The 16964-nt window shown below is 48.2% G+C and carries 22 protein-coding genes; 3 read left to right on the top strand and 19 right to left on the bottom strand.

What is annotated here, in order from left to right:
* The first annotated feature begins 248 nt into the window (after positions 1 to 248).
* Positions 249 to 1412 carry an SAM-dependent methyltransferase gene (locus tag DXA36_RS13960; RefSeq protein ID WP_118680182.1) on the top strand — a complete coding sequence of 388 codons (1164 nt, stop codon included), beginning with the start codon at positions 249 to 251 and terminating at the stop codon, positions 1410 to 1412.
* A 50-nt stretch (positions 1413 to 1462) separates the two neighbouring features.
* Here the strand turns inward: DXA36_RS13960 and DXA36_RS13955 are convergent, their stop codons facing one another.
* The 4 genes from DXA36_RS13955 to DXA36_RS13940 all read right to left on the bottom strand — a co-directional run bounded on the left by DXA36_RS13955 (position 1463) and on the right by DXA36_RS13940 (position 4151).
* A complete protein-coding gene (locus DXA36_RS13955) occupies positions 1463 to 2239 on the bottom strand; it encodes a GNAT family N-acetyltransferase (RefSeq protein WP_118680181.1) in 777 nt (258 codons plus the stop codon).
* Positions 2240 to 2332: 93 nt separating this feature from the next.
* Positions 2333 to 3124 carry a class I SAM-dependent methyltransferase gene (locus DXA36_RS13950; protein WP_118680180.1) on the bottom strand — a complete coding sequence of 264 codons (792 nt, stop codon included), beginning with the start codon at positions 3122 to 3124 and terminating at the stop codon, positions 2333 to 2335.
* Entirely contained in the window at positions 3121 to 3486 is a 366-nt protein-coding gene (locus tag DXA36_RS13945; RefSeq protein ID WP_118680179.1) for a VOC family protein, read from the bottom strand. Before DXA36_RS13945 ends, DXA36_RS13950 begins: the two co-directional genes overlap by 4 nt.
* 203 nt (positions 3487 to 3689) lie before the next feature.
* Positions 3690 to 4151, bottom strand: a complete 462-nt coding sequence (locus tag DXA36_RS13940) for a GNAT family N-acetyltransferase (RefSeq protein ID WP_118680178.1) — start codon at positions 4149 to 4151, stop codon at positions 3690 to 3692.
* Between the two features lie 205 nt (positions 4152 to 4356).
* Between DXA36_RS13940 and DXA36_RS13935 the strand changes: the two genes are divergently transcribed.
* A complete protein-coding gene (locus DXA36_RS13935; RefSeq protein ID WP_243114652.1) occupies positions 4357 to 5487 on the top strand; it encodes a LuxE/PaaK family acyltransferase in 1131 nt (376 codons plus the stop codon).
* Between the two features lie 24 nt (positions 5488 to 5511).
* Positions 5512 to 6810: an acyl-CoA reductase gene (locus tag DXA36_RS13930; RefSeq protein WP_118680177.1), complete on the top strand. Its 1299-nt coding sequence runs from the start codon at positions 5512 to 5514 to the stop codon at positions 6808 to 6810.
* A gap of 25 nt (positions 6811 to 6835) precedes the next feature.
* On the opposite strand, the gene DXA36_RS33860 is transcribed toward DXA36_RS13930, so the two are convergent.
* The 15 genes from DXA36_RS33860 to udp all read right to left on the bottom strand — a co-directional run bounded on the left by DXA36_RS33860 (position 6836) and on the right by udp (position 16852).
* Entirely contained in the window at positions 6836 to 7102 is a 267-nt protein-coding gene (locus DXA36_RS33860; protein WP_118680176.1) for an oxaloacetate decarboxylase, read from the bottom strand.
* A 275-nt stretch (positions 7103 to 7377) separates the two neighbouring features.
* Positions 7378 to 7992 (bottom strand): NAD(P)H-dependent oxidoreductase, encoded by a 615-nt coding sequence (locus tag DXA36_RS13920; RefSeq protein ID WP_118680175.1) that lies wholly within the window; start codon positions 7990 to 7992, stop codon positions 7378 to 7380.
* 52 nt (positions 7993 to 8044) lie between these two features.
* The gene (locus tag DXA36_RS13915) at positions 8045 to 8767 is read right to left on the bottom strand and encodes an SGNH/GDSL hydrolase family protein (RefSeq protein ID WP_118680174.1); all 723 of its coding nucleotides are present in this window, start codon (positions 8765 to 8767) and stop codon (positions 8045 to 8047) included.
* 19 nt (positions 8768 to 8786) lie between these two features.
* Positions 8787 to 9257 carry a hypothetical protein gene (locus DXA36_RS13910; protein ID WP_118680173.1) on the bottom strand — a complete coding sequence of 157 codons (471 nt, stop codon included), beginning with the start codon at positions 9255 to 9257 and terminating at the stop codon, positions 8787 to 8789.
* A gap of 75 nt (positions 9258 to 9332) precedes the next feature.
* Entirely contained in the window at positions 9333 to 10148 is an 816-nt protein-coding gene (locus DXA36_RS13905; protein WP_182479071.1) for a sugar nucleotide-binding protein, read from the bottom strand.
* Between the two features lie 4 nt (positions 10149 to 10152).
* Positions 10153 to 10782, bottom strand: coding sequence for a CatA-like O-acetyltransferase (locus DXA36_RS13900; protein ID WP_118680171.1), 630 nt, complete (start codon positions 10780 to 10782; stop codon positions 10153 to 10155).
* Between the two features lie 4 nt (positions 10783 to 10786).
* On the bottom strand, positions 10787 to 11620 hold the full coding sequence (locus DXA36_RS13895) for an HAD family hydrolase (protein ID WP_118680170.1): 834 nt from the start codon (positions 11618 to 11620) through the stop codon (positions 10787 to 10789).
* Positions 11621 to 11670: 50 nt separating this feature from the next.
* Positions 11671 to 12540, bottom strand: coding sequence for a DUF4261 domain-containing protein (locus DXA36_RS13890; protein WP_118680169.1), 870 nt, complete (start codon positions 12538 to 12540; stop codon positions 11671 to 11673).
* Positions 12541 to 12583: 43 nt separating this feature from the next.
* Positions 12584 to 12973, bottom strand: a complete 390-nt coding sequence (locus tag DXA36_RS13885) for a nuclear transport factor 2 family protein (protein WP_118680207.1) — start codon at positions 12971 to 12973, stop codon at positions 12584 to 12586.
* A 23-nt stretch (positions 12974 to 12996) separates the two neighbouring features.
* Positions 12997 to 13635, bottom strand: coding sequence for an NAD(P)H-dependent oxidoreductase (locus DXA36_RS13880; protein WP_118680168.1), 639 nt, complete (start codon positions 13633 to 13635; stop codon positions 12997 to 12999).
* Positions 13632 to 14150 carry a flavodoxin family protein gene (locus DXA36_RS13875; protein WP_243114651.1) on the bottom strand — a complete coding sequence of 173 codons (519 nt, stop codon included), beginning with the start codon at positions 14148 to 14150 and terminating at the stop codon, positions 13632 to 13634. Before DXA36_RS13875 ends, DXA36_RS13880 begins: the two co-directional genes overlap by 4 nt.
* Positions 14151 to 14202: 52 nt before the next feature.
* The gene (locus DXA36_RS13870; protein ID WP_118680167.1) at positions 14203 to 14613 is read right to left on the bottom strand and encodes a DUF3795 domain-containing protein; all 411 of its coding nucleotides are present in this window, start codon (positions 14611 to 14613) and stop codon (positions 14203 to 14205) included.
* A gap of 4 nt (positions 14614 to 14617) precedes the next feature.
* Positions 14618 to 15067: an SRPBCC family protein gene (locus tag DXA36_RS13865; protein WP_118680166.1), complete on the bottom strand. Its 450-nt coding sequence runs from the start codon at positions 15065 to 15067 to the stop codon at positions 14618 to 14620.
* 146 nt (positions 15068 to 15213) lie between these two features.
* Positions 15214 to 15924, bottom strand: a complete 711-nt coding sequence (locus DXA36_RS13860) for an HAD family hydrolase (protein ID WP_118680165.1) — start codon at positions 15922 to 15924, stop codon at positions 15214 to 15216.
* A gap of 145 nt (positions 15925 to 16069) precedes the next feature.
* Positions 16070 to 16852, bottom strand: coding sequence for a uridine phosphorylase (udp, locus tag DXA36_RS13855; RefSeq protein ID WP_118680205.1), 783 nt, complete (start codon positions 16850 to 16852; stop codon positions 16070 to 16072).
* Positions 16853 to 16964: the final 112 nt, after the last annotated feature.

The raw sequence follows: 16964 nt of genomic DNA, 5'->3' as shown, positions 1-16964 counted from the left end.
TTAGTCAATTGTCTAATTTAAGAATATAACAAACCTTCCTGATTGTCAAATATTTTTTTACATTTGTCTGAAAACATTATTTCCCTGCACCTTACTGCCTTTCAAAAAAAGAAAAGGCGTTATACATGGGAAACCCTGGGAATACTATAGGAAAAAGAAACAAAACGGTTTCGCAGTACCGTGCATTATTGAAGTGGCGGCCGAGGGACGAAACAACAACAAAGAAATTATGTCAAGGAGGAACCAATATGCTGGAAGAACAAGTAACGCTGCAGTTTCTGAAAAAATTTGAAGATTATCCGTTTTTGGTGAAAATGGATGGAAAGGAACATCTCATCGGAGAAGGGAAACCTGCCTTTGCAGTTACGTTTCATAAAGACATTCCGCTTTCCGATTTAGCGACAAGCACTTCTCTGGCTTTAGGGGAGGCATACATGAACAATGATTTGGAAATTGAAGGAGACCTGTACTACGCCCTGGATCATTTTCTGGGTCAGATGGGAAAGTTCTCCACGGATCACAACGCGCTGAAAAAACTGATATTTACCTCCACAGCGAAGAAAAACCAGCAGAAAGAGGTAAGCAGCCATTATGATATCGGAAATGACTTCTATAAGCTGTGGCTGGATGAAACCATGAGTTATTCCTGCGGGTATTTCCTGCATGAAAATGACACGCTGTATCAGGCCCAGGTAAACAAAGTGGATTACATTCTGAAGAAGCTGTATCTGAAGGAAGGCATGACTCTGCTGGATGTGGGCTGCGGATGGGGTTTTCTGCTGATAGAAGCCGCCAAAAAGTATAAGATAAAGGGCACAGGAATCACCTTAAGCCAGGAACAGTACAAAGAATGCCAGGAACGGATTATCAGGGAAGGGCTGGAGGATTATCTGACGGTAAAACTTATGGACTACCGTGATCTCCCTAAATCCCATCTGACCTTCGACCGGGTGGTAAGCGTAGGTATGGCAGAACATGTGGGACGGGAAAACTACCCGGTATTTCTCCATTGTGTCAATCAGGTCATGAAACCCGGCGGACTGTTCCTCCTCCACTTTATAAGTGCGCTGAAGGAGTATCCCGGGGACGCCTGGATCAAAAGGTATATTTTCCCCGGCGGCATGATACCCAGCCTGCGGGAAATGCTTTCCTATATGGCAGAAGAACAGTTCCATACATTGGATGTGGAAAACCTGAGGCTCCACTATAACCGCACCCTTCTATGCTGGCGGGATAATTATCTGGCTAACCTGGATCAGGTTAAAGCGATGTTCGATGAAAAATTTGTGCGGATGTGGCACCTGTATCTGGCTTCCTGCGCGGCAACCTTCCATAACGGCATTATCGATCTGCATCAGATACTTATGACGAAAGGGATAAACAATGAGCTTCCTATGATAAGATGGTACTGATATGCTTCTGTCTTATCCCGCTGACCGTCTGTTAACAAACGGAGATGCCTTCAAAGGGCCTCTCCGTTTATTTCTTTTATAAAAGCGGCGGGCCTGGCATCCACTTCCACCCAGGCAGGCCCGAACCCGCTGCGGATCGCATTTCGCACCGATTGCAGGTTTGCCCAGGCAGCACAATAAAAAGGAATCTTTCCTCTGTCCAGGCATTCCAATGCCAGACGGCTGGTAAGGGCCGACGCAATCCCCTGCCTTCTGTATTGCGGCAGCACATCCACACCTATCTGCCACATGGAATCACAGTCCGCCGAACAGCCAGCCAGACCCACCAGCTTAGTCCCGTAAAAAGCGCCTGCAGCCAAAACATCCAGCTCTTTCCGGCTGCGGCTCAGTGCATTGTCCCACTGCGGCTGATAGAACGGATGCAAATCCTGCGGATTAAGGATTTTTATCTCATAGCCGCAGGGAAGCGCCCGGAGCCGTTCCCTATCAGGCAGAAAATATTCCGCCATAAAACAGATTTGCCTGTTATCCCTGGCAAACAGTTCATTAAGAAGATAGATATTGGGGGTTCCGAAGCAGTGGCCAATCCGAAACCGTTCCAAGTATTCTTCCACTTCTCCGGCTATGGATGAATCCACCGAAGCCACAATATTGCTGCCGTAGGAAACCAGCATACAATAAGCCGGAAGCTCCAGGTATTTTCTTGCCTTCCCGTTCGCTTCGGATACTACCACCCGGTTATGTCCGCTGCAAAAATCCTCCGGTCGGCAGTTGGCATCTATAGCAGACTGTTTCCAGGCTGCACGCATGATATCTTCCCCGGTCATCTCTTCTCCCTCCGCTATGGCCTGTCACCCCTGAGGCGGGCCAGCGTATAGCCATTATACTCCATTACCGCACGATTGCTACTGGTGTACTACCTAACCCTTTTTCTTCAAAACAGCCATCCCAGCATAATGCCGGATCATGAACTCCTCCGGGGCTGCTGTCTCCAGCAGGCGGCGGTGTTCTTCTGTAAAAGCCTCCACTTCTTCGGCCGAAAGGGAGGCCCCTATTCCGCGGCAGGCCCGGATACGCCCATCCCAGCTCTCCCTCGTAAAGGGAATCTGCAGATCATAGATTTCGTTGCTTTCCACTGTAAAATAATCGAGATACGCCTCAGGCACCGTAATTAAATGCCGTGTTTCCCCTTTTCCCGTCCAGGACGGATTATAGGCGAGCACCAATTCCTCGCTGGCCCCGGCTATGGGATCCTCCAAAGGCAGCCAGGCCATATACAGAATAACAAAACGCCCGGACGGCTTCAGTACCCTTTTAAGCGCCGGTGCCATACGCGAATGGTCAAAATAAAAATAACACTGGCAGGCAGTTACCACATCAAAGCTTCCTTCCGGAAAATCCATCTGTTCCGCAGGCCCGCTCAGAAACCGGATATCCATACCAGCTTCCTCTGCCAGCTTTACAGCTGTTGCTATCTGGTTCTCTGAAATATCCATTCCCGTAAATTCGGCTCCATAAGGATAGAGGTACCGGGGAAGCACACCGGTTCCCGTCCCCACATCCAGAACCTGCTGCCCTTTGGTACAAAGCCCTGCATCCAAAATTTTCTTATAAAATTCCGGCGGATAAATATCCCTGTATTTTGCGTAATCTCCGGAGGTCCTCCCCCAGTCAAAGCTTTTTCCCCCGTCTATCCGTTTATCGCTAATCATAATGCATCCCCCTCCCTTACGGGTGCGGTCAGTTCGATAGGGTTCCCCTCGCTGTCCGCAAACTCCGACACCCAGTTTGTTCCGATTTTCCTGCATGCAAAAACCACTTTCCGGCCTTCCAGCTTTTTCTTCAGAATCTCCAGGCTGTCCACCTCCAGGCTCGGCAGGCAGTTACTGCCGAAGATGTGGTTTTCTCCTGCCTTTTCATAGGCAAAAAGTCCCAATCGGAAACCGCTTATATCAAAAACACTGTACAGCTCATCCTTGCAGGTCACCGGCCTTTCCAGAAAATCTTCATAAAACCGGACAGCTCTCTCCATATCACGTACACACAGGTATAAAGAACGGATAGTACAATTCATAGGCTCCCTCTTTTCTCGTCAGTCTTTCTCTCTGTTCTTATCATACAGGAAAGAAGCCCCGGCCGCAATCCGATACTTAAAGGCAGCAGGTATTGCAGACTCCTTTATCCTTACTCACTTTTCCTATGATCATTACAGATCGGCTGCTGGAACTGAAATATATAGAGATCCATCCTGACAATCCTGTATGCATTTAAATGCCGTCAAAGCATATGCCTCATGGTTTTCTGCATATCCCTGTATCCCATTCTTTTGTAAAGTCCCTCAGCGGCGGTATTGCCTGTGAGAACCCCAAGATCCATATATTCCAGTTTTCTTTTTTTTGCCCAGGTTTCCGCCTCCTGCAGCAAGAGAGTGCCGATGCCTTTTCCCCGGTGCCTTTGATCCACAACCAAATCCATGATATGGGCAAACTGGTGTGGAATATAGCATTCATAAGGAGGAGTGGATTTCTTTTGAATCATAAGAAATCCTACTATTTCTTCTCCCTCTCTGTAAATGAGGATATCTGCATCTTCACTTTCAATATTGCTTCGTATAAAGGCCTCATCCTGGGAACCGGGGCAGATAAATGCCGGCTGAATTTTTGCCATTTCTGAAAAAAGCTGTCTGTAAAGTCCGGCAATGTCGGAAATGTCCTTTTCCACAGCGATATTAATACCCATAAAAGCTTCCTCCTCTGTCTCTTATTTATTAAATTGTTCTAAGTATAGCGTGAAGTGAATCGGAAAACAATACTCTGGCAGCCGGTAATTATTACTGTTATTGCGATACATAATATTTATTATGACAGTACTAGCTAGATAACCGTCGGACTATATGGTAAAATACACCAATACCCCATTGGCATAAACCGTTCCCATAAAGGAGGTGCTTCCTATAAAATATCGATCCAAATTATTCCGTACCCGAAATCCATTCGATACGGAAACAACAAACGGACTTTTCTTCCGTGCGGTAAAGGAGAACTGTCGGTTCCAATATGATAACTGCAAAGAATACCGTGCTATCCTGGATTTCTACGGCATAAGCCCGGAATCGCTTTGCCGTTTTGAGGACATTGCTGAAATCCCCGTATTACCAACCTTACTTTTCAAGCACCATAAATTATTTTCCGTTCCCACCCGGAAAATGCTTATACGGGCTACCTCCTCCGGAACCAAAGGCGTTTTCAGTGAAATCGGTTATGATGCAGGCGGTTTATTATGCGCTCTGAAAATGGTCTTGAAAATCGGCAGGCTCCGAGGCCTTTTTTCCTTAATGCCCTGTCACTATGTTGTTTTCGGTTATAAACCTCATAAAGGAAACCGGACGGCAGTTACCAAAACAGCCTTCGGGGCGACTCTGTTTGCGCCTGCTTTAAGCCGTTCTTTTGCTCTGACCTACCAAAACGGCACGTATGTCCCGGATCTGGAAGCCATGATCAGCGCTATACAAAAGTATGGGCATTCCTGTTTTCCTCTGCGTTTTATGGGATTCCCTTCCTATACCTATTTTGCACTTCAGATGATGGAGGAACGAGGGATCCGCATAAAACTGAAAAAAGGTTCCAAAATCATGCTGGGAGGCGGCTGGAAACAGTTTTATACCCAGCAGGTGGATAAGAAAACATTTTATGAGCTGGCCGATAAGGTTCTGGGAATCGGCGAGGAAGATATTGTGGAATTTTTCGGTGCGGCGGAGCATCCTATCTTTTATTGTGACTGCCCGAACCATCACTTCCATGTACCTGCTTACAGCCGAGTCATTATCAGGGATGTTCATACCCTCCGTCCACTCGAACCGGGAAAGACAGGGCTTATCAATCTGATAACGCCCATGATAAAAGCCACCCCCATTCTCAGCGTCATGACGGATGATTTGGGTGTGCTGCACGATGGCAGCAAATGCGGCTGTAAGATTGCCTCTCCTTATCTGGAAGTAATCGGTCGCGTGGGGCTGAAGGATATTAAAACCTGCGCCGCCGGAGCGGCGGATCTCATAGCAGAGAGAACTTTATAATTCTGGCAAATCGGAGATAACACTATGATACTGGCAAAAGGAAAACTTTATGATTCCAAGGAACAGGATCGTATCCTGTCCGCCATGGAAGAAGAAATCAATCATACGTTAGCGGAGAAAACACTGTCTGCGGAAACGGTTGTCGCCGCTGTTGATTTTCTCAGCAAACGTATCGCAGCCGGGGCGTTTGATGAGAGAATCGCGGATCTTTCCCCTGACGGGGCCGTTCGGTACAAGGAGCTTGCCGCCGTGATGCTCAGCCGCGAATATATAGAGTATAAGCTGAGCACGGAATTGGGGGAGGGATTCTTTACGCCTTATCGTACCAAACCGCCCCATAACCAGAAAAGCATCTGTGTGCGCGCCATGCCGCTTGGGACACTGCTACACATCGCCGCAGGAAATATAGACGGCCTGCCGGCCTTCAGCCTCGCGGAAGGGCTGCTGACCGGAAATATAAATATAGTTAAGCTCCCTCAGGCAGACAACGGCCTCACTCTAATGCTTATTACAAGCCTGCTTGAAATCGAGCCTGCACTCTCCGACTTCATCTATGTATTCGATACCCCTTCTGCCGATTTGGCTGCGCTGAAAAAAATGGCGGTTATGGCGGACGGTATCGTGGTCTGGGGAGGAGACGCGGCGGTTTCTGCGGTCAGACAGTTCGCTCCGGTGGGGACCAGATTAATCGAATGGGGACATAAGCTGGGATTTGCCTATCTATCCGGCTGCCAAAATAAAGGGCATGAGCTGAAAGAGCTGGCCCTTCATATAGCATCCACCAGACAGCTTTTATGCAGTTCCTGCCAGACTATCTATTTAGACACACATAGCCTTGACGATCTGTATGATTTCTGCAGGGAATTTCTGCCCATCCTGGATGAGGCTGTCCTGAGGGATCCGCCTACCGACCTGGGCGGTGCTGCGGAAATAACACTTATGAAATACCATGACACGCTGGAAAAAATCCTTAGAGGCACAGCAGAAGCAGCGCCGGAAGAATTCCGGGGAACCGGCTGCTGTCTCACCGCCTGCCGGGACAGCGAACTGGCGCTTTCTTATATGTTTGGAAACTGCTATGTAAAAAGGCTGCCAAAGGAAAATATCATTACTGTCCTGCGCAGAAAAAAAGGATATTTGCAGACTGCCGGGCTGATCTGTCCTGACGAAGAGCGCGAGGCTCTTACCCGTCTGCTGGCCCGTTCCGGTGTGGTGCGCATTACCCGGGCAGGGACCATGTCGGAGGAGTTCTGCGGAGAAGCCCATGACGGCCAGTACCCTCTCAGAAGATACACACGGATCGTAAATATAGAAGAAACATAATCCTGTCAGCTGCAGATCCTTTCGTTTATTTCTCCGGGCCGCCGCCCTTTTTCTTATTCTGCTTTCGAATTATCAGCCCTGTTACTGCTGCTGCCAGGATAAATAATGCCGTGACAACATAAACCGGTGTGCTGTTGATTTTTCCTGCAATAAAAATACTGGTGGGACCGTCAGCCCCGCCGATTATGGAAACGGCGGCCGCTTTCTTCCAACAGCCGATTCCGCTTACGATAAGTCCAAGCACACTGAACGCCAGTAATACCCGGAATAACCATGTAGTTCCTTTTTTCATCTTCCGCTCCTTCTTTTATCTGCCGGGCTTATACCCGATTTTAATTGTCTTGCCATCCAGCGCGCCTCTTTGCTGTATGTGACAGGCTGCTTTTGCCGCTCCCGCTCCATTACCGGGCAGTCCTGTCCCAGAACAGCCACCAGTATCTGTACCCGGTGGGTTTTGGTAACCTACCTCCACGGCTTCCGGCTCCTATCCTCCGCAGACACCTGACAGCCATTTTACCAGGATAGTTTTCTTATATATAAATATGTAAGAATTCCTTTTGTCTGCCTTTATATCCCTCCCCTATATCTGTCTTCGGGAAAATACCGGCTGACCAGTACTTTCACTTCCTCCAGCCATCTGCTCCGCTCCTCTTCACTGCTGTCGGCCACTACCCGGAACATTTTCCTGTCAAAGGTATGTACGCCGCAGAATGCAAAGATACAGTCTCTCCACAATCGCTGCAGCGGATCCCCGAATGCTTCTTCTTCCCTTCTTTCCGGTGTGTTGGAGGTATTAAATACCAATGCCGCCCGGGCTTTCAGCAGCCCTATGGGCAGTCCGCCGCCGTTGTCCCCCACCGGAAAGGTATATGCCACTTCTTCCCGCAGGACACGGTCAACCCACCCTTTCAGCATAGCAGGAGGCTGTCCCCACCAGTTGGGATGGATAATGACAATGCCGTCCGCTTCCCTGATTTCCTTTTGATGGAGCATGGTGAGCTCATCCTCCGGGACATCCGTAACCAGTTCCCCGCCGGATATTACAGGGTTGAATTTTTCCTGATACAGATCATGAAACCGGATCTCATGGCCTTTTTCCTGCAAGGCCTCCGTCACAGCTCCTGCAATTGCGGCATTTAAGCTTTTTTCATAAGGGTGTCCCAGTATCACTGATATTTTCATATTCCGCTCCTTCCGTCTCATAATGTCTGCCATATCCCGTTTCTTTATTTTTTTATTTCCAAATCGCCCCATCTATCTTTACTGAAAATCCCAGACAGCGCATGAGATTACGGTACATCATCTCCTGTATGGCATCCGCCGGATGGCAGCCATCGTTTGGACAGCCGTTTCCGAAGATAATATCCTCAATCTTTTTCCCCGTAACAAAAAGATAATCCATAATATAGTTGTAATTGTCGATCAGAAGAACCTGTTCCTTTTCTGCCACATCAATAATAACATTAGAGACATCTTCCATATGATATAACCTATTCGGATAGGCTTCATTTTCAACGGTAGACGGGTTTGGGGTAAACACCACAACCGGTTTCTTTTTTTCCTTAAAATATCGTATCATCCAGGTAAGGTTGCAGCAGAGTTCTTCCATCCCTCCGACCCTTTTACGGTCGTTTGCGCCTAAAAACAAGAAAACAATATCGTCCTTGTCTTCGTCAAAAACAGAAGATAACCCCTTTCTTAACTGGCAGGAAAAAGCGCCTCCACAGCCGTTATTTACTACCGTACAGCCCGGATATTTGTCGGTAAGGTAATTTTGAAACCGCCCCCACCAGCTGTTTGGAGCCGTCCGCCTTACAAATACATCCGATCCGTCACACATAATCACTTCTTCTGTTTTGTAACTGCATGAGCTGCCTGCTCCCGCCGCCAGACTGTCCCCTATAATAGTAATCCGCGCACCCTCTTTAATCCGTTGTCTTATTGCTGTTTTATCCATTCACGTACCTCCCTAGCTTTTAGTGGGCCCGCAAATCCCAGTCCTGGAATGGAAAATCACTTCTGCCCCAGGAATAAACAATATAGTACTCTTCCCCTCTTGTTTCCTCTGGGAATGAAAATTCCTCCCTGCCTTCCAGAGGCGAGATAGCAGCCCCCTGCTGGATTTCCACCAGGAAGTGCCATTCATCCTCCCGGTAAGGTGCATAGTAGGCCTCCAGTTCTTCCCCTGTCTTATCTGTCCGCAGCAGAATTGCAGCAAAATACTGCATTTTATTCCCGTTCCCCACCAGATTTCCCGCCAGGTAACGGCTGTCGCAAAAATCAGCTCCTTCAGGCAGGGGAATCTGAAGCATTTCCTCATAAAGAGTTTCCGCCGTTTGGTCGTTTACTGCGGGTGCGATCAGAAATGTAAGAAGGAAATAAAAAAGGATTACTCCCAGCAATAAACTTATCATGGCGATTCCTATAATTCTTCCGGCTTTTTTCATACGTACTCCTTATTCCCCATCAGGCAGCACCGCAGTTCTGGTTGGTTGGAAGTCTGGTCGGTGAGCCTTGCAGCCTTATCGGGTGATACTGTCAATCACCTGTGCCACTGTAGGCTTCAACGCATCCAGGACATTCTCTCTGTGGGATAACAAAACCATATATTCCGCTTTCTCTTCTGTTTCCATTGTTAAGCGGGGATTCCGCAGACCAATACGCTCCCCTATCCGGCGTATCAGCTCATGATATGCTATCCAATCGACAGTACCCGCATGAAAAATCCCTTTTGCCCCTGTATCCACAATAAAAGAGACGAATTCTGCTATCTGCACATCCGTGGCAATATTGACATACAGATTGGTCCAGGTACGTATTTTCCCTCCGTCTGCCATATCTGTATACAAACTGCGCACTCTCGGACAATCCCTGCCCCATACCATAGGCAGACGGAGGATCGTACAGCGTTCCTCCAATTCCTGAAAAAGCATAGATTCGCAGTCTGCTTTGAACTGTCCGTATCCGCTTTCCGCCTTCGGTACATCCTCTTCATAATGGGGCCTGTCCCCTTCCTTGTCAAATACATTGGCAGTGGACAGATAACATAAACGGCTCTCCGGAAGCTTCTGCATTTCCCGGGCCAGCCGTTTATGAAACGCCATCTGTCCGGAAAACTCTCCCCGCAAGGACGCTATAACCCAATCCGGCTTTATCTTTTGCAGAAAAAGCCCCGGCGCTGAATTATCTCCGATATCTAAATATTCCATTCTGCCGGCTTCCGGCAATGCTTCGTTTCTCGTATAATAGGTGCCATAGACCGTATGGCTTTGCTCCAGTCTTTTCTTTACCGCAGAACCGACGAAACCGCTGGCTCCCAATACCAGGATATTTCCCATTTTTTTACTCCATTTCATCCAGGCAGGCCTGTAAAAGGTCTGCAAATTTTGCAATATGGATACCATCCACAAAAGAATGATGGACCTGTACGGAAAAGGGAAGGATAATTTTCCCGTCCCGTTCGAAATATTTTCCCCAGTCAAACAGGGGTGTTGCCGCTTCTTTATTCCCGGAATAGGTATGGGATATATGGGTGAAAGAAATCCATGGCATACCGGAGAACTGGAATATATCGTTTCCCATGGGTCCTGTAAAGTATGCCTGCTGGCTGCCGGCTGTCTCTCCCGCCGCCTTTACGTATTCGTCAAGGGAATCTTTCATAGGCACATTCACCACCTTAAAAAGCTCCCCGTCCGCATCCATATAAGTAAAGGAGGTATCTATCCGTTCATAAAGCACCACTTCCCCGTCCTGAAAACGATACCGGAATTCCTCGCATTCATTTGCACATTTAGAAACGATGTAAACAAAGGAAAAGGTAAAGGAATAACCTTTTGCTTGGATAACTCTCAGAAAATTTGTTATATCCAGTTCCAAACTGACACCATATTGGGGCTGCATGCTGTTCCTGAAAATCTCACAGTGGACCGCTCTTTTCCAGTTCTTTACATCAATTACTTTATAGGCTGACATTTTCTTATCCCCTTCTCCTTTTTGAATGAATCGGCAAATCTTCCTTCATACACTGCAATTGTTTCTGCACAGGAACATTTCGCAGGATATTCCTGTCCAGCCAACGGGCTACGCCGTCATTATCGTTATCTTCACAGATTTCATCCGCCGCTTCCAATACCTCCGGGATAGCATTGGCTACGGCAATCCCTTTTCCGCATTCCCGGAGCATAAGGATATCATTGTAATCATCGCCGAAGGCCGCAACCTCATCCATGCGGATCTGATAGTCAGCGGCAAGGGAGCGTATGCCATTTTCTTTACAGGCCTGTTTGTTCATTATCATAGCAATAGTGTTTTCGGAAAGCTGCATATAAAGATCGGAGGTGAGAAATGGCTTGAATTTTTCCATTTCCTCCACCGATGTGGTTTCCAACAGGATTTTATCCGCGTCCGCCTCCGGCAAATCTGTAAAATCTGTGTATTTATATGGAATATTCTCCCATATTTTTCCCGGATCGTAATTAGCATAAAGCTGATCCTGTATCTCCGCGCATACAGGTAGGCCGGGATATGCGTCCAAAAGGGAAGAGATAAAGTTCCGCGGATTGGGAATTCCGAATCCATCCATCTGTTTCTCCCCCTTCTTTATAACGGCGCCGTTGTGATAAATGGCGGCATCGCAGGAAAGGACGGGAAGAAGGCTTTCCACCGCCCTCACCGGCCGTGCGGTGGCAATCACAAAAATGATTCCTTTCTGTCTGCATTGTCTTATGACCTTCTGTGAATAGGCGGACACGCTTTTATCCGATCGCAGAAAGGTGCCATCCAGATCCGTTACTATCATTTTAACAGCCATATTTTGTATCCTCCAACAGGGGGTTATTCATCCATATGGATAGCATGTTTTTACCTGTTTCCTGCGGCAAATTCTCCCGGGTTCACATCAAGGACAACGCGCATAGGTCCGGCCATGGCGTCCTCTCTTTGGCACACCCATTTTTCATGGTGTATGCCTTCCACCGTATTGCCGTCTTCAATCACATCCCCGTACTCAAACAGATAAGCGGCAAGATTCCTGAGAAAAACCACCACCTCATCTGGTTCCAGATTCCGGCAATGGATCTGAAGATCGGGAAGGCCTATGGGTGTCAGCCCAAGGGTATCAAACAGGAATTCATCCGTGCCGCCCACTGTGAAAAACCGGACATTCAGGCCGCCGTCAAGAAAATGGAGTTCTTTCCGGTTCCAGGAGGACGCCGTATAGATTTCTCTCGGCACCAGATTCCGGCTGTGGGGCCAGTAAATTCCGATGCAGTCGGGAAACAGCTCCAGAAGCGCATCCGCATAGGAAGCAAGGATTCCATACTGCTCCAGAGGAGGAAGCCCTGCCGCCAGCATATTGCTTGCCATTATGGAATAACGGCATCGTTCCAGAAATGCTTCCCTGTCGGGACACGCCCAGAACTGGGCTTTTATAGATTCATCAAACTGGCTCCTGTCAAATACATCCCCGCCGTACAGCACCAACTGGGACGGCACATCCTGGTTCTCCTTGCTGTAATGGACCGGATGATCCCATAACACAAAGGATTTAAGCCCGGCAGGCTCTCCGGGCATTTTCTGTTCCTCCGACAGCGGGGTAACCCTTCCGAATTTTTCAGAAAGCTTACTGCATACATCCTCCGCGGCAGGCATCACCACCGGATTTTCAAATAAGGGAATAAAAAAATAAACCGAATGCCACTTTTCCACAAAGATATTTTTATTATTTTCCATCCATTTTTCCTTTCTCTCCTGCTGCACTGCGCTGTCCGCACTTTTACGGAAACAGAATTCCTATTTGTTTTTCTTTTCTCCATCCGGGGACAGGGCCGTCATCTCCCCAGTATTCATCCAATTCACTTATCAGGTCATCCTTCATCCGTATGAAAGACACTACATGAAAAGACAGGGAGCCGTCTTTGGTATGTACATGAACCGCCATAATGCTGCATTCTCCCACGGTTTCCAGCCGTTCCGCCTCCCCTGCCCATTCTCCGGGATATTCGCAGTTGGCACGGATAAATTCCGCTACGGTAAATTGTTCCCTGGTGTTGTGCCATCGGATACAGGCGTCCTCTTTAAAAAACAGGGGCAGTTGATCCGCCTGCTGTCCCAGAACGGCTGTCCAGTACTGTTTCAGGAATTCTTCCCTCTTGTTTTCCTCCATTTTATGTTCTTCTTCCCTTCCGCTTACAGCCACTGTTTTAAAATATCCTTTGCCTTCATTCCATTTTTCTTCACTGCCTGTCTCCAGCCGAATTCAGCAGCGGCTTTATAGGCAAACCTCGGAAAATTCATTTGGACATAGACCGTTTCCCCGCTTCTCTGTGCGGCGCTGTCCTCTGCCAGCCGGGAAAGCGCTTTGCCAAGAGAGGCAGCAGGACCGCGTCCCGCAGGAATACCCGAAAGCGCAGACAACATGCCCCCGCCTCCTGCCCCGATTCCATATCCCCAGTCCAGATTGTTGCGGCGGCACCAGTTTTCCATCATCCGGATAGCCGGAGCATTCTGGCAGCCTTCATAAAAACCGCAGTTAAGGACGGCATAAACCATCCGTTTTTTCTTTTGCTCCCGGATAAAAGGCTCCAAATCCAGAAGGGCACTCACCATATGGGAAGGGATCCCATCCACATATAAGGGAAAAGCGAAAAGCAGGACATCACTTTCCGCTGCTGCCTGCAGCTGTTCTTTCTGCGGATGGGGTGTGCAAAAATGCAGGTCACAAAGGGACGGCCCCTTCTTTTCCAGCCATCCCTTCAGCTGGGATACGATCACTCCTGAGGCGCTGTTTGTGCGTTTCGGACTTCCGTTGATCAATGCTATCTTCATAGGAAACCTCCTGCTTCTTCCGGTGTGATACAGAAGGTAACCTGCTGTACCTCACAATACAAATTATCCGCCATGGCAGCCACCCATTCCCTGGCGGTATCTTTTTCCTGTATGGTCAGATCTTCCCCGTAAAAAACAGCCTTTAACGCCAACGTTTTCGGATACCTCTGCCGATGATGCATTTCCCCGTTTTTTATTACAAAATAGGGTAAAATATAGGAAATACTTCTGTCCAGCACATTTTTAACAAAGGGGCCGGGGCCTCCGAAACAGCAGCGGCTTATCAGCAGAATTTCCCCGCTGGCAGCCAGCAGGCGGCCCATGTCGCTGTATGTATCCTTAAGTATACATTTTCCCGGCGTTTTCAGCCAGCAGCCAAAACAGCCGATACAGGATCGGATGGAGCCGTCATCCCTGATTTCTTTTGTACGGTTATCCTGTATTACAGGCAGTACATCGGCAGGTAAATCATGAATTACCAGCCTCATATCGGATTGCTGCATCTCTTTTTTCATGGAATCACCCTTCCTGCCGCTTTTCCAAAACGGCCTTATGCTTATCAACTCATTATATTTTATTGCCGCACTCGCTGCATTCCCTGTCGTGAAGGGAAATAATTCCCCCGCATACCGGACAGGTAAAGCGTTCCTTCTGTTCCGCCATAAACACCGGAAGCCCATTATCCTTCACGCATCGGCTGTTTTCCATAAGGCTCGCCCCATACCGGGTGAGATAACTTTTTTCCAGATTTTTTATCTGTTTACAGGGATATTCCCCGCATTCGAAGCAAAAGGAAAGCTCCTTTTGACGGACGCAGTCCTTAATCCGGCATTTTCTACAATGCTCAGGCTTTCCTTTATCGGTTTTCAGGCATCCGTCGCACGGTTTTTTATGATAGCAGTGCTTGTAACACACCATGCAGTTCATCCCACAGGGGGCAAACATAATTTCTTCGATTCCTTCTGCCGGCATTTTCATAGCGTTACTCTTGTATCCCTTCCAGTTTTCTTCGCAGATCTTCCATATACCGCTTCTGCTGGTTTGCCAGATAAAATCCTGTAAACGGCTTCATCCACAGTTTTTTAGCCGTTACCTTTTCTGTAAAATCCGCCCTTGTGCCTGCGGCTGTTTTTTCGAAAGTTCCGATCCAGTGCCCCTGCATATTTTCATTTTCCATGTCAAATTCATATCTTTTTAATGGCTCAAAAGCCGTTATGGTGAATGTGGTGGAGAATCCGTCCTTTGTGTATTCCCGGAAGCTTCGTCCCACAGGTGTCCGGCTGCAGGGAACCGCGGGATCGTTTTGGGAGGGTTCCCTTATTTCTATCCTGTCAAGATCGCTCCTCCAGGCATAGTCGTCCAGGCTGGTCACTATTTCCCATACAGTCCCGATATCTGTTCCGAACTCTTCTTTTCTGTTTACTGTTACCATTTTTATCTCCTTTTGTTCCGCCCGTTATATTCTTTTCAGATGTCTGTGGATGCATTATCATATCCGTTCCCTAACTAACCGCCTAATTTCCGTTTTCCCCCGGAGCTGGTATTGTCAGCACAGATTGTCCTATAATGCCGTACCTGCTACAGGATATGAATTAATTCAGCCAGGCCGGATATCCCGTAATCCGGATTTGCTCCGCAGCCCGCTGCACTTTTCCCCGGATGGTACCAGCAGGTTTTCATGCCTGCCGCAGCAGCCCCGGCAATATCATTGGTCAGGGAATCCCCCACCATCAGGCACGAAGCAGGGCTTGTGACCCCCAGGGTATTACAGATGCAGGCAAAAAAGTCCGGAGAAGGCTTTATGGCACCCACACCCTCTGAGGTAAAAATATGGCTTATGTATTCATGGAACATGGAAGTCCTGGGTTTCTGGATTGCTTCCAGCCCATTTGTGGCGAGCACCAGCTTATAATTCCGGGACAGGTACCTGCAAACCTCCGACGCACCCGGTTCTGGTACGCTTTCTTCTATATACCTCTGTGAAAAAATCCGGTTCATCTCTTCCGGTGTTTTTCCTGTGCTTAGTTCCTTCTCCAAACCGGCAAAACGCCTGTCCGCATATTGCCGGTACAAATCGTGGTAATTCTTCTGGATATAGGCAGATCCGGTGTTTTCCAGATCGTATTCCTCCCAGAGGGCATCACAAAACCTGGTATATTTCCTGTAAAGCTCCTCCCCGGCCGGAATACCGCACGTCTCCATTGTCTTATCAAAAGCCCTTCTCTCGGATTTTTCAAAGTTTAACAGGGTTCCGTCCACATCAAATATAAGGTACGTATAATCTTTCATTTTTTCCTTTCCGTAACTGCCATTTTCCGGCCGGGTAAAAAACAATCGTGGAGCAGCATTCTCTTTTCAGTGAAAAATGCATTCCCCACGATCGTCCCGGACAAATTCTGATATTCCTTCAGGTCTCTGCCGGGCTTTCCCGTTATTATTTTTTACCTGTAGTTTTATCATCGGCAATCAGCTTCCGCAGGGCTTCCACTCCGGTGCGGATCGCGGCATCGGTATCATGCTCCACAGGATTGGTCAATCCGGCTTTTTCCCTCTCCTGATTTGCAACCACCAGAAATACGGAGCCGCAGCGTACTTTCAGATAATCCGCCACAACAAACAGCGCCGCCGATTCCATTTCTGACGCTTTGCATCCCAGCCGGAGCCATGCCTGCCATTTGTTCTCCAGTTCATAGCTGACCGGCATGATATCCGGTTCATGCTGTCCGTAAAAGGAATCCTTGCACTGCACGATTCCCTTATGCCAGTCATGACCGCTTTCCTTCGCAGCGGCTATCAGAGCATTCACCACATCAATATCCGCAACCGCCGGAAACTCGATGGGCGCATATTCCCTGCTGGTGCCTTCATTCCTTATGGCTCCTGTGGCAATGACCAGATCACCGCTCTTCACATCGATATCCATCCCCCCGCAGGTCCCCACCCTGACAAAGGTATCGGCACCGGCCTTCACCAGCTCTTCCATGGCGATGGAAGCGGACGGGCCGCCGATACCGGTGGAGGTCACACTCACCCGTTCGCCGTCCAGCGAGCCGGTATAGGTTACGAATTCCCTGCTGTCCGCAACCAGACGCGGAGAATCGAAATACCGGGCGATCTTCTCACAGCGTTTCGGATCCCCCGGCAAAATAACATATTTTCCTACATCGTTGTACTTTATCTGTAAATGATACTGTATCCCATTTTCCGTATACTTCATGCTTTCCTGATCCCCTTTCCGCTTTTTTCTGGCTATTGATACAAGTATACCAAAAAATGAGGGCGGATTATAGTCTTTTGTATGGAAAAGAATCTTAATTTTTTCTTGGTAT

The sequence above is a fragment of the Eisenbergiella sp. OF01-20 genome, assembly GCF_003478085.1.
GTDB lineage: Bacteria > Bacillota > Clostridia > Lachnospirales > Lachnospiraceae > Eisenbergiella.
Note: the sequence above shows the minus strand (reverse complement) of the source record. Positions and strands in the feature narration are given on the sequence as shown.

Excerpts from the sequence above, each read along its gene's own strand:
- DXA36_RS13895 (WP_118680170.1), bottom strand. The coding sequence starts at position 11,620 with ATGGCTGTTAAAATGATAGTAACGGATCTGGATGGCACCTTTCTGCGA.
- DXA36_RS13865 (WP_118680166.1), bottom strand. The coding sequence starts at position 15,067 with ATGGTAACAGTAAACAGAAAAGAAGAGTTCGGAACAGATATCGGGACT.
- DXA36_RS13870 (WP_118680167.1), bottom strand. The coding sequence starts at position 14,613 with ATGAAAATGCCGGCAGAAGGAATCGAAGAAATTATGTTTGCCCCCTGT.
- DXA36_RS13945 (WP_118680179.1), bottom strand. The coding sequence starts at position 3,486 with ATGAATTGTACTATCCGTTCTTTATACCTGTGTGTACGTGATATGGAG.
- DXA36_RS13955 (WP_118680181.1), bottom strand. The coding sequence starts at position 2,239 with ATGACCGGGGAAGATATCATGCGTGCAGCCTGGAAACAGTCTGCTATA.
- DXA36_RS13915 (WP_118680174.1), bottom strand. The coding sequence starts at position 8,767 with ATGGATAAAACAGCAATAAGACAACGGATTAAAGAGGGTGCGCGGATT.
- DXA36_RS13960 (WP_118680182.1), top strand. The coding sequence starts at position 249 with ATGCTGGAAGAACAAGTAACGCTGCAGTTTCTGAAAAAATTTGAAGAT.
- udp (WP_118680205.1), bottom strand. The coding sequence starts at position 16,852 with ATGAAGTATACGGAAAATGGGATACAGTATCATTTACAGATAAAGTAC.
- DXA36_RS13880 (WP_118680168.1), bottom strand. The coding sequence starts at position 13,635 with ATGAAGATAGCATTGATCAACGGAAGTCCGAAACGCACAAACAGCGCC.
- DXA36_RS13860 (WP_118680165.1), bottom strand. The coding sequence starts at position 15,924 with ATGAAAGATTATACGTACCTTATATTTGATGTGGACGGAACCCTGTTA.
- DXA36_RS13890 (WP_118680169.1), bottom strand. The coding sequence starts at position 12,540 with ATGGAAAATAATAAAAATATCTTTGTGGAAAAGTGGCATTCGGTTTAT.
- DXA36_RS33860 (WP_118680176.1), bottom strand. The coding sequence starts at position 7,102 with ATGAAAAAAGGAACTACATGGTTATTCCGGGTATTACTGGCGTTCAGT.
- DXA36_RS13905 (WP_182479071.1), bottom strand. The coding sequence starts at position 10,148 with ATGGGAAATATCCTGGTATTGGGAGCCAGCGGTTTCGTCGGTTCTGCG.
- DXA36_RS13875 (WP_243114651.1), bottom strand. The coding sequence starts at position 14,150 with ATGAAAAAAGAGATGCAGCAATCCGATATGAGGCTGGTAATTCATGAT.
- DXA36_RS13910 (WP_118680173.1), bottom strand. The coding sequence starts at position 9,257 with ATGAAAAAAGCCGGAAGAATTATAGGAATCGCCATGATAAGTTTATTG.
- DXA36_RS13920 (WP_118680175.1), bottom strand. The coding sequence starts at position 7,992 with ATGAAAATATCAGTGATACTGGGACACCCTTATGAAAAAAGCTTAAAT.
- DXA36_RS13900 (WP_118680171.1), bottom strand. The coding sequence starts at position 10,782 with ATGTCAGCCTATAAAGTAATTGATGTAAAGAACTGGAAAAGAGCGGTC.
- DXA36_RS13930 (WP_118680177.1), top strand. The coding sequence starts at position 5,512 with ATGATACTGGCAAAAGGAAAACTTTATGATTCCAAGGAACAGGATCGT.
- DXA36_RS13950 (WP_118680180.1), bottom strand. The coding sequence starts at position 3,124 with ATGATTAGCGATAAACGGATAGACGGGGGAAAAAGCTTTGACTGGGGG.
- DXA36_RS13885 (WP_118680207.1), bottom strand. The coding sequence starts at position 12,973 with ATGGAGGAAAACAAGAGGGAAGAATTCCTGAAACAGTACTGGACAGCC.
- DXA36_RS13940 (WP_118680178.1), bottom strand. The coding sequence starts at position 4,151 with ATGGGTATTAATATCGCTGTGGAAAAGGACATTTCCGACATTGCCGGA.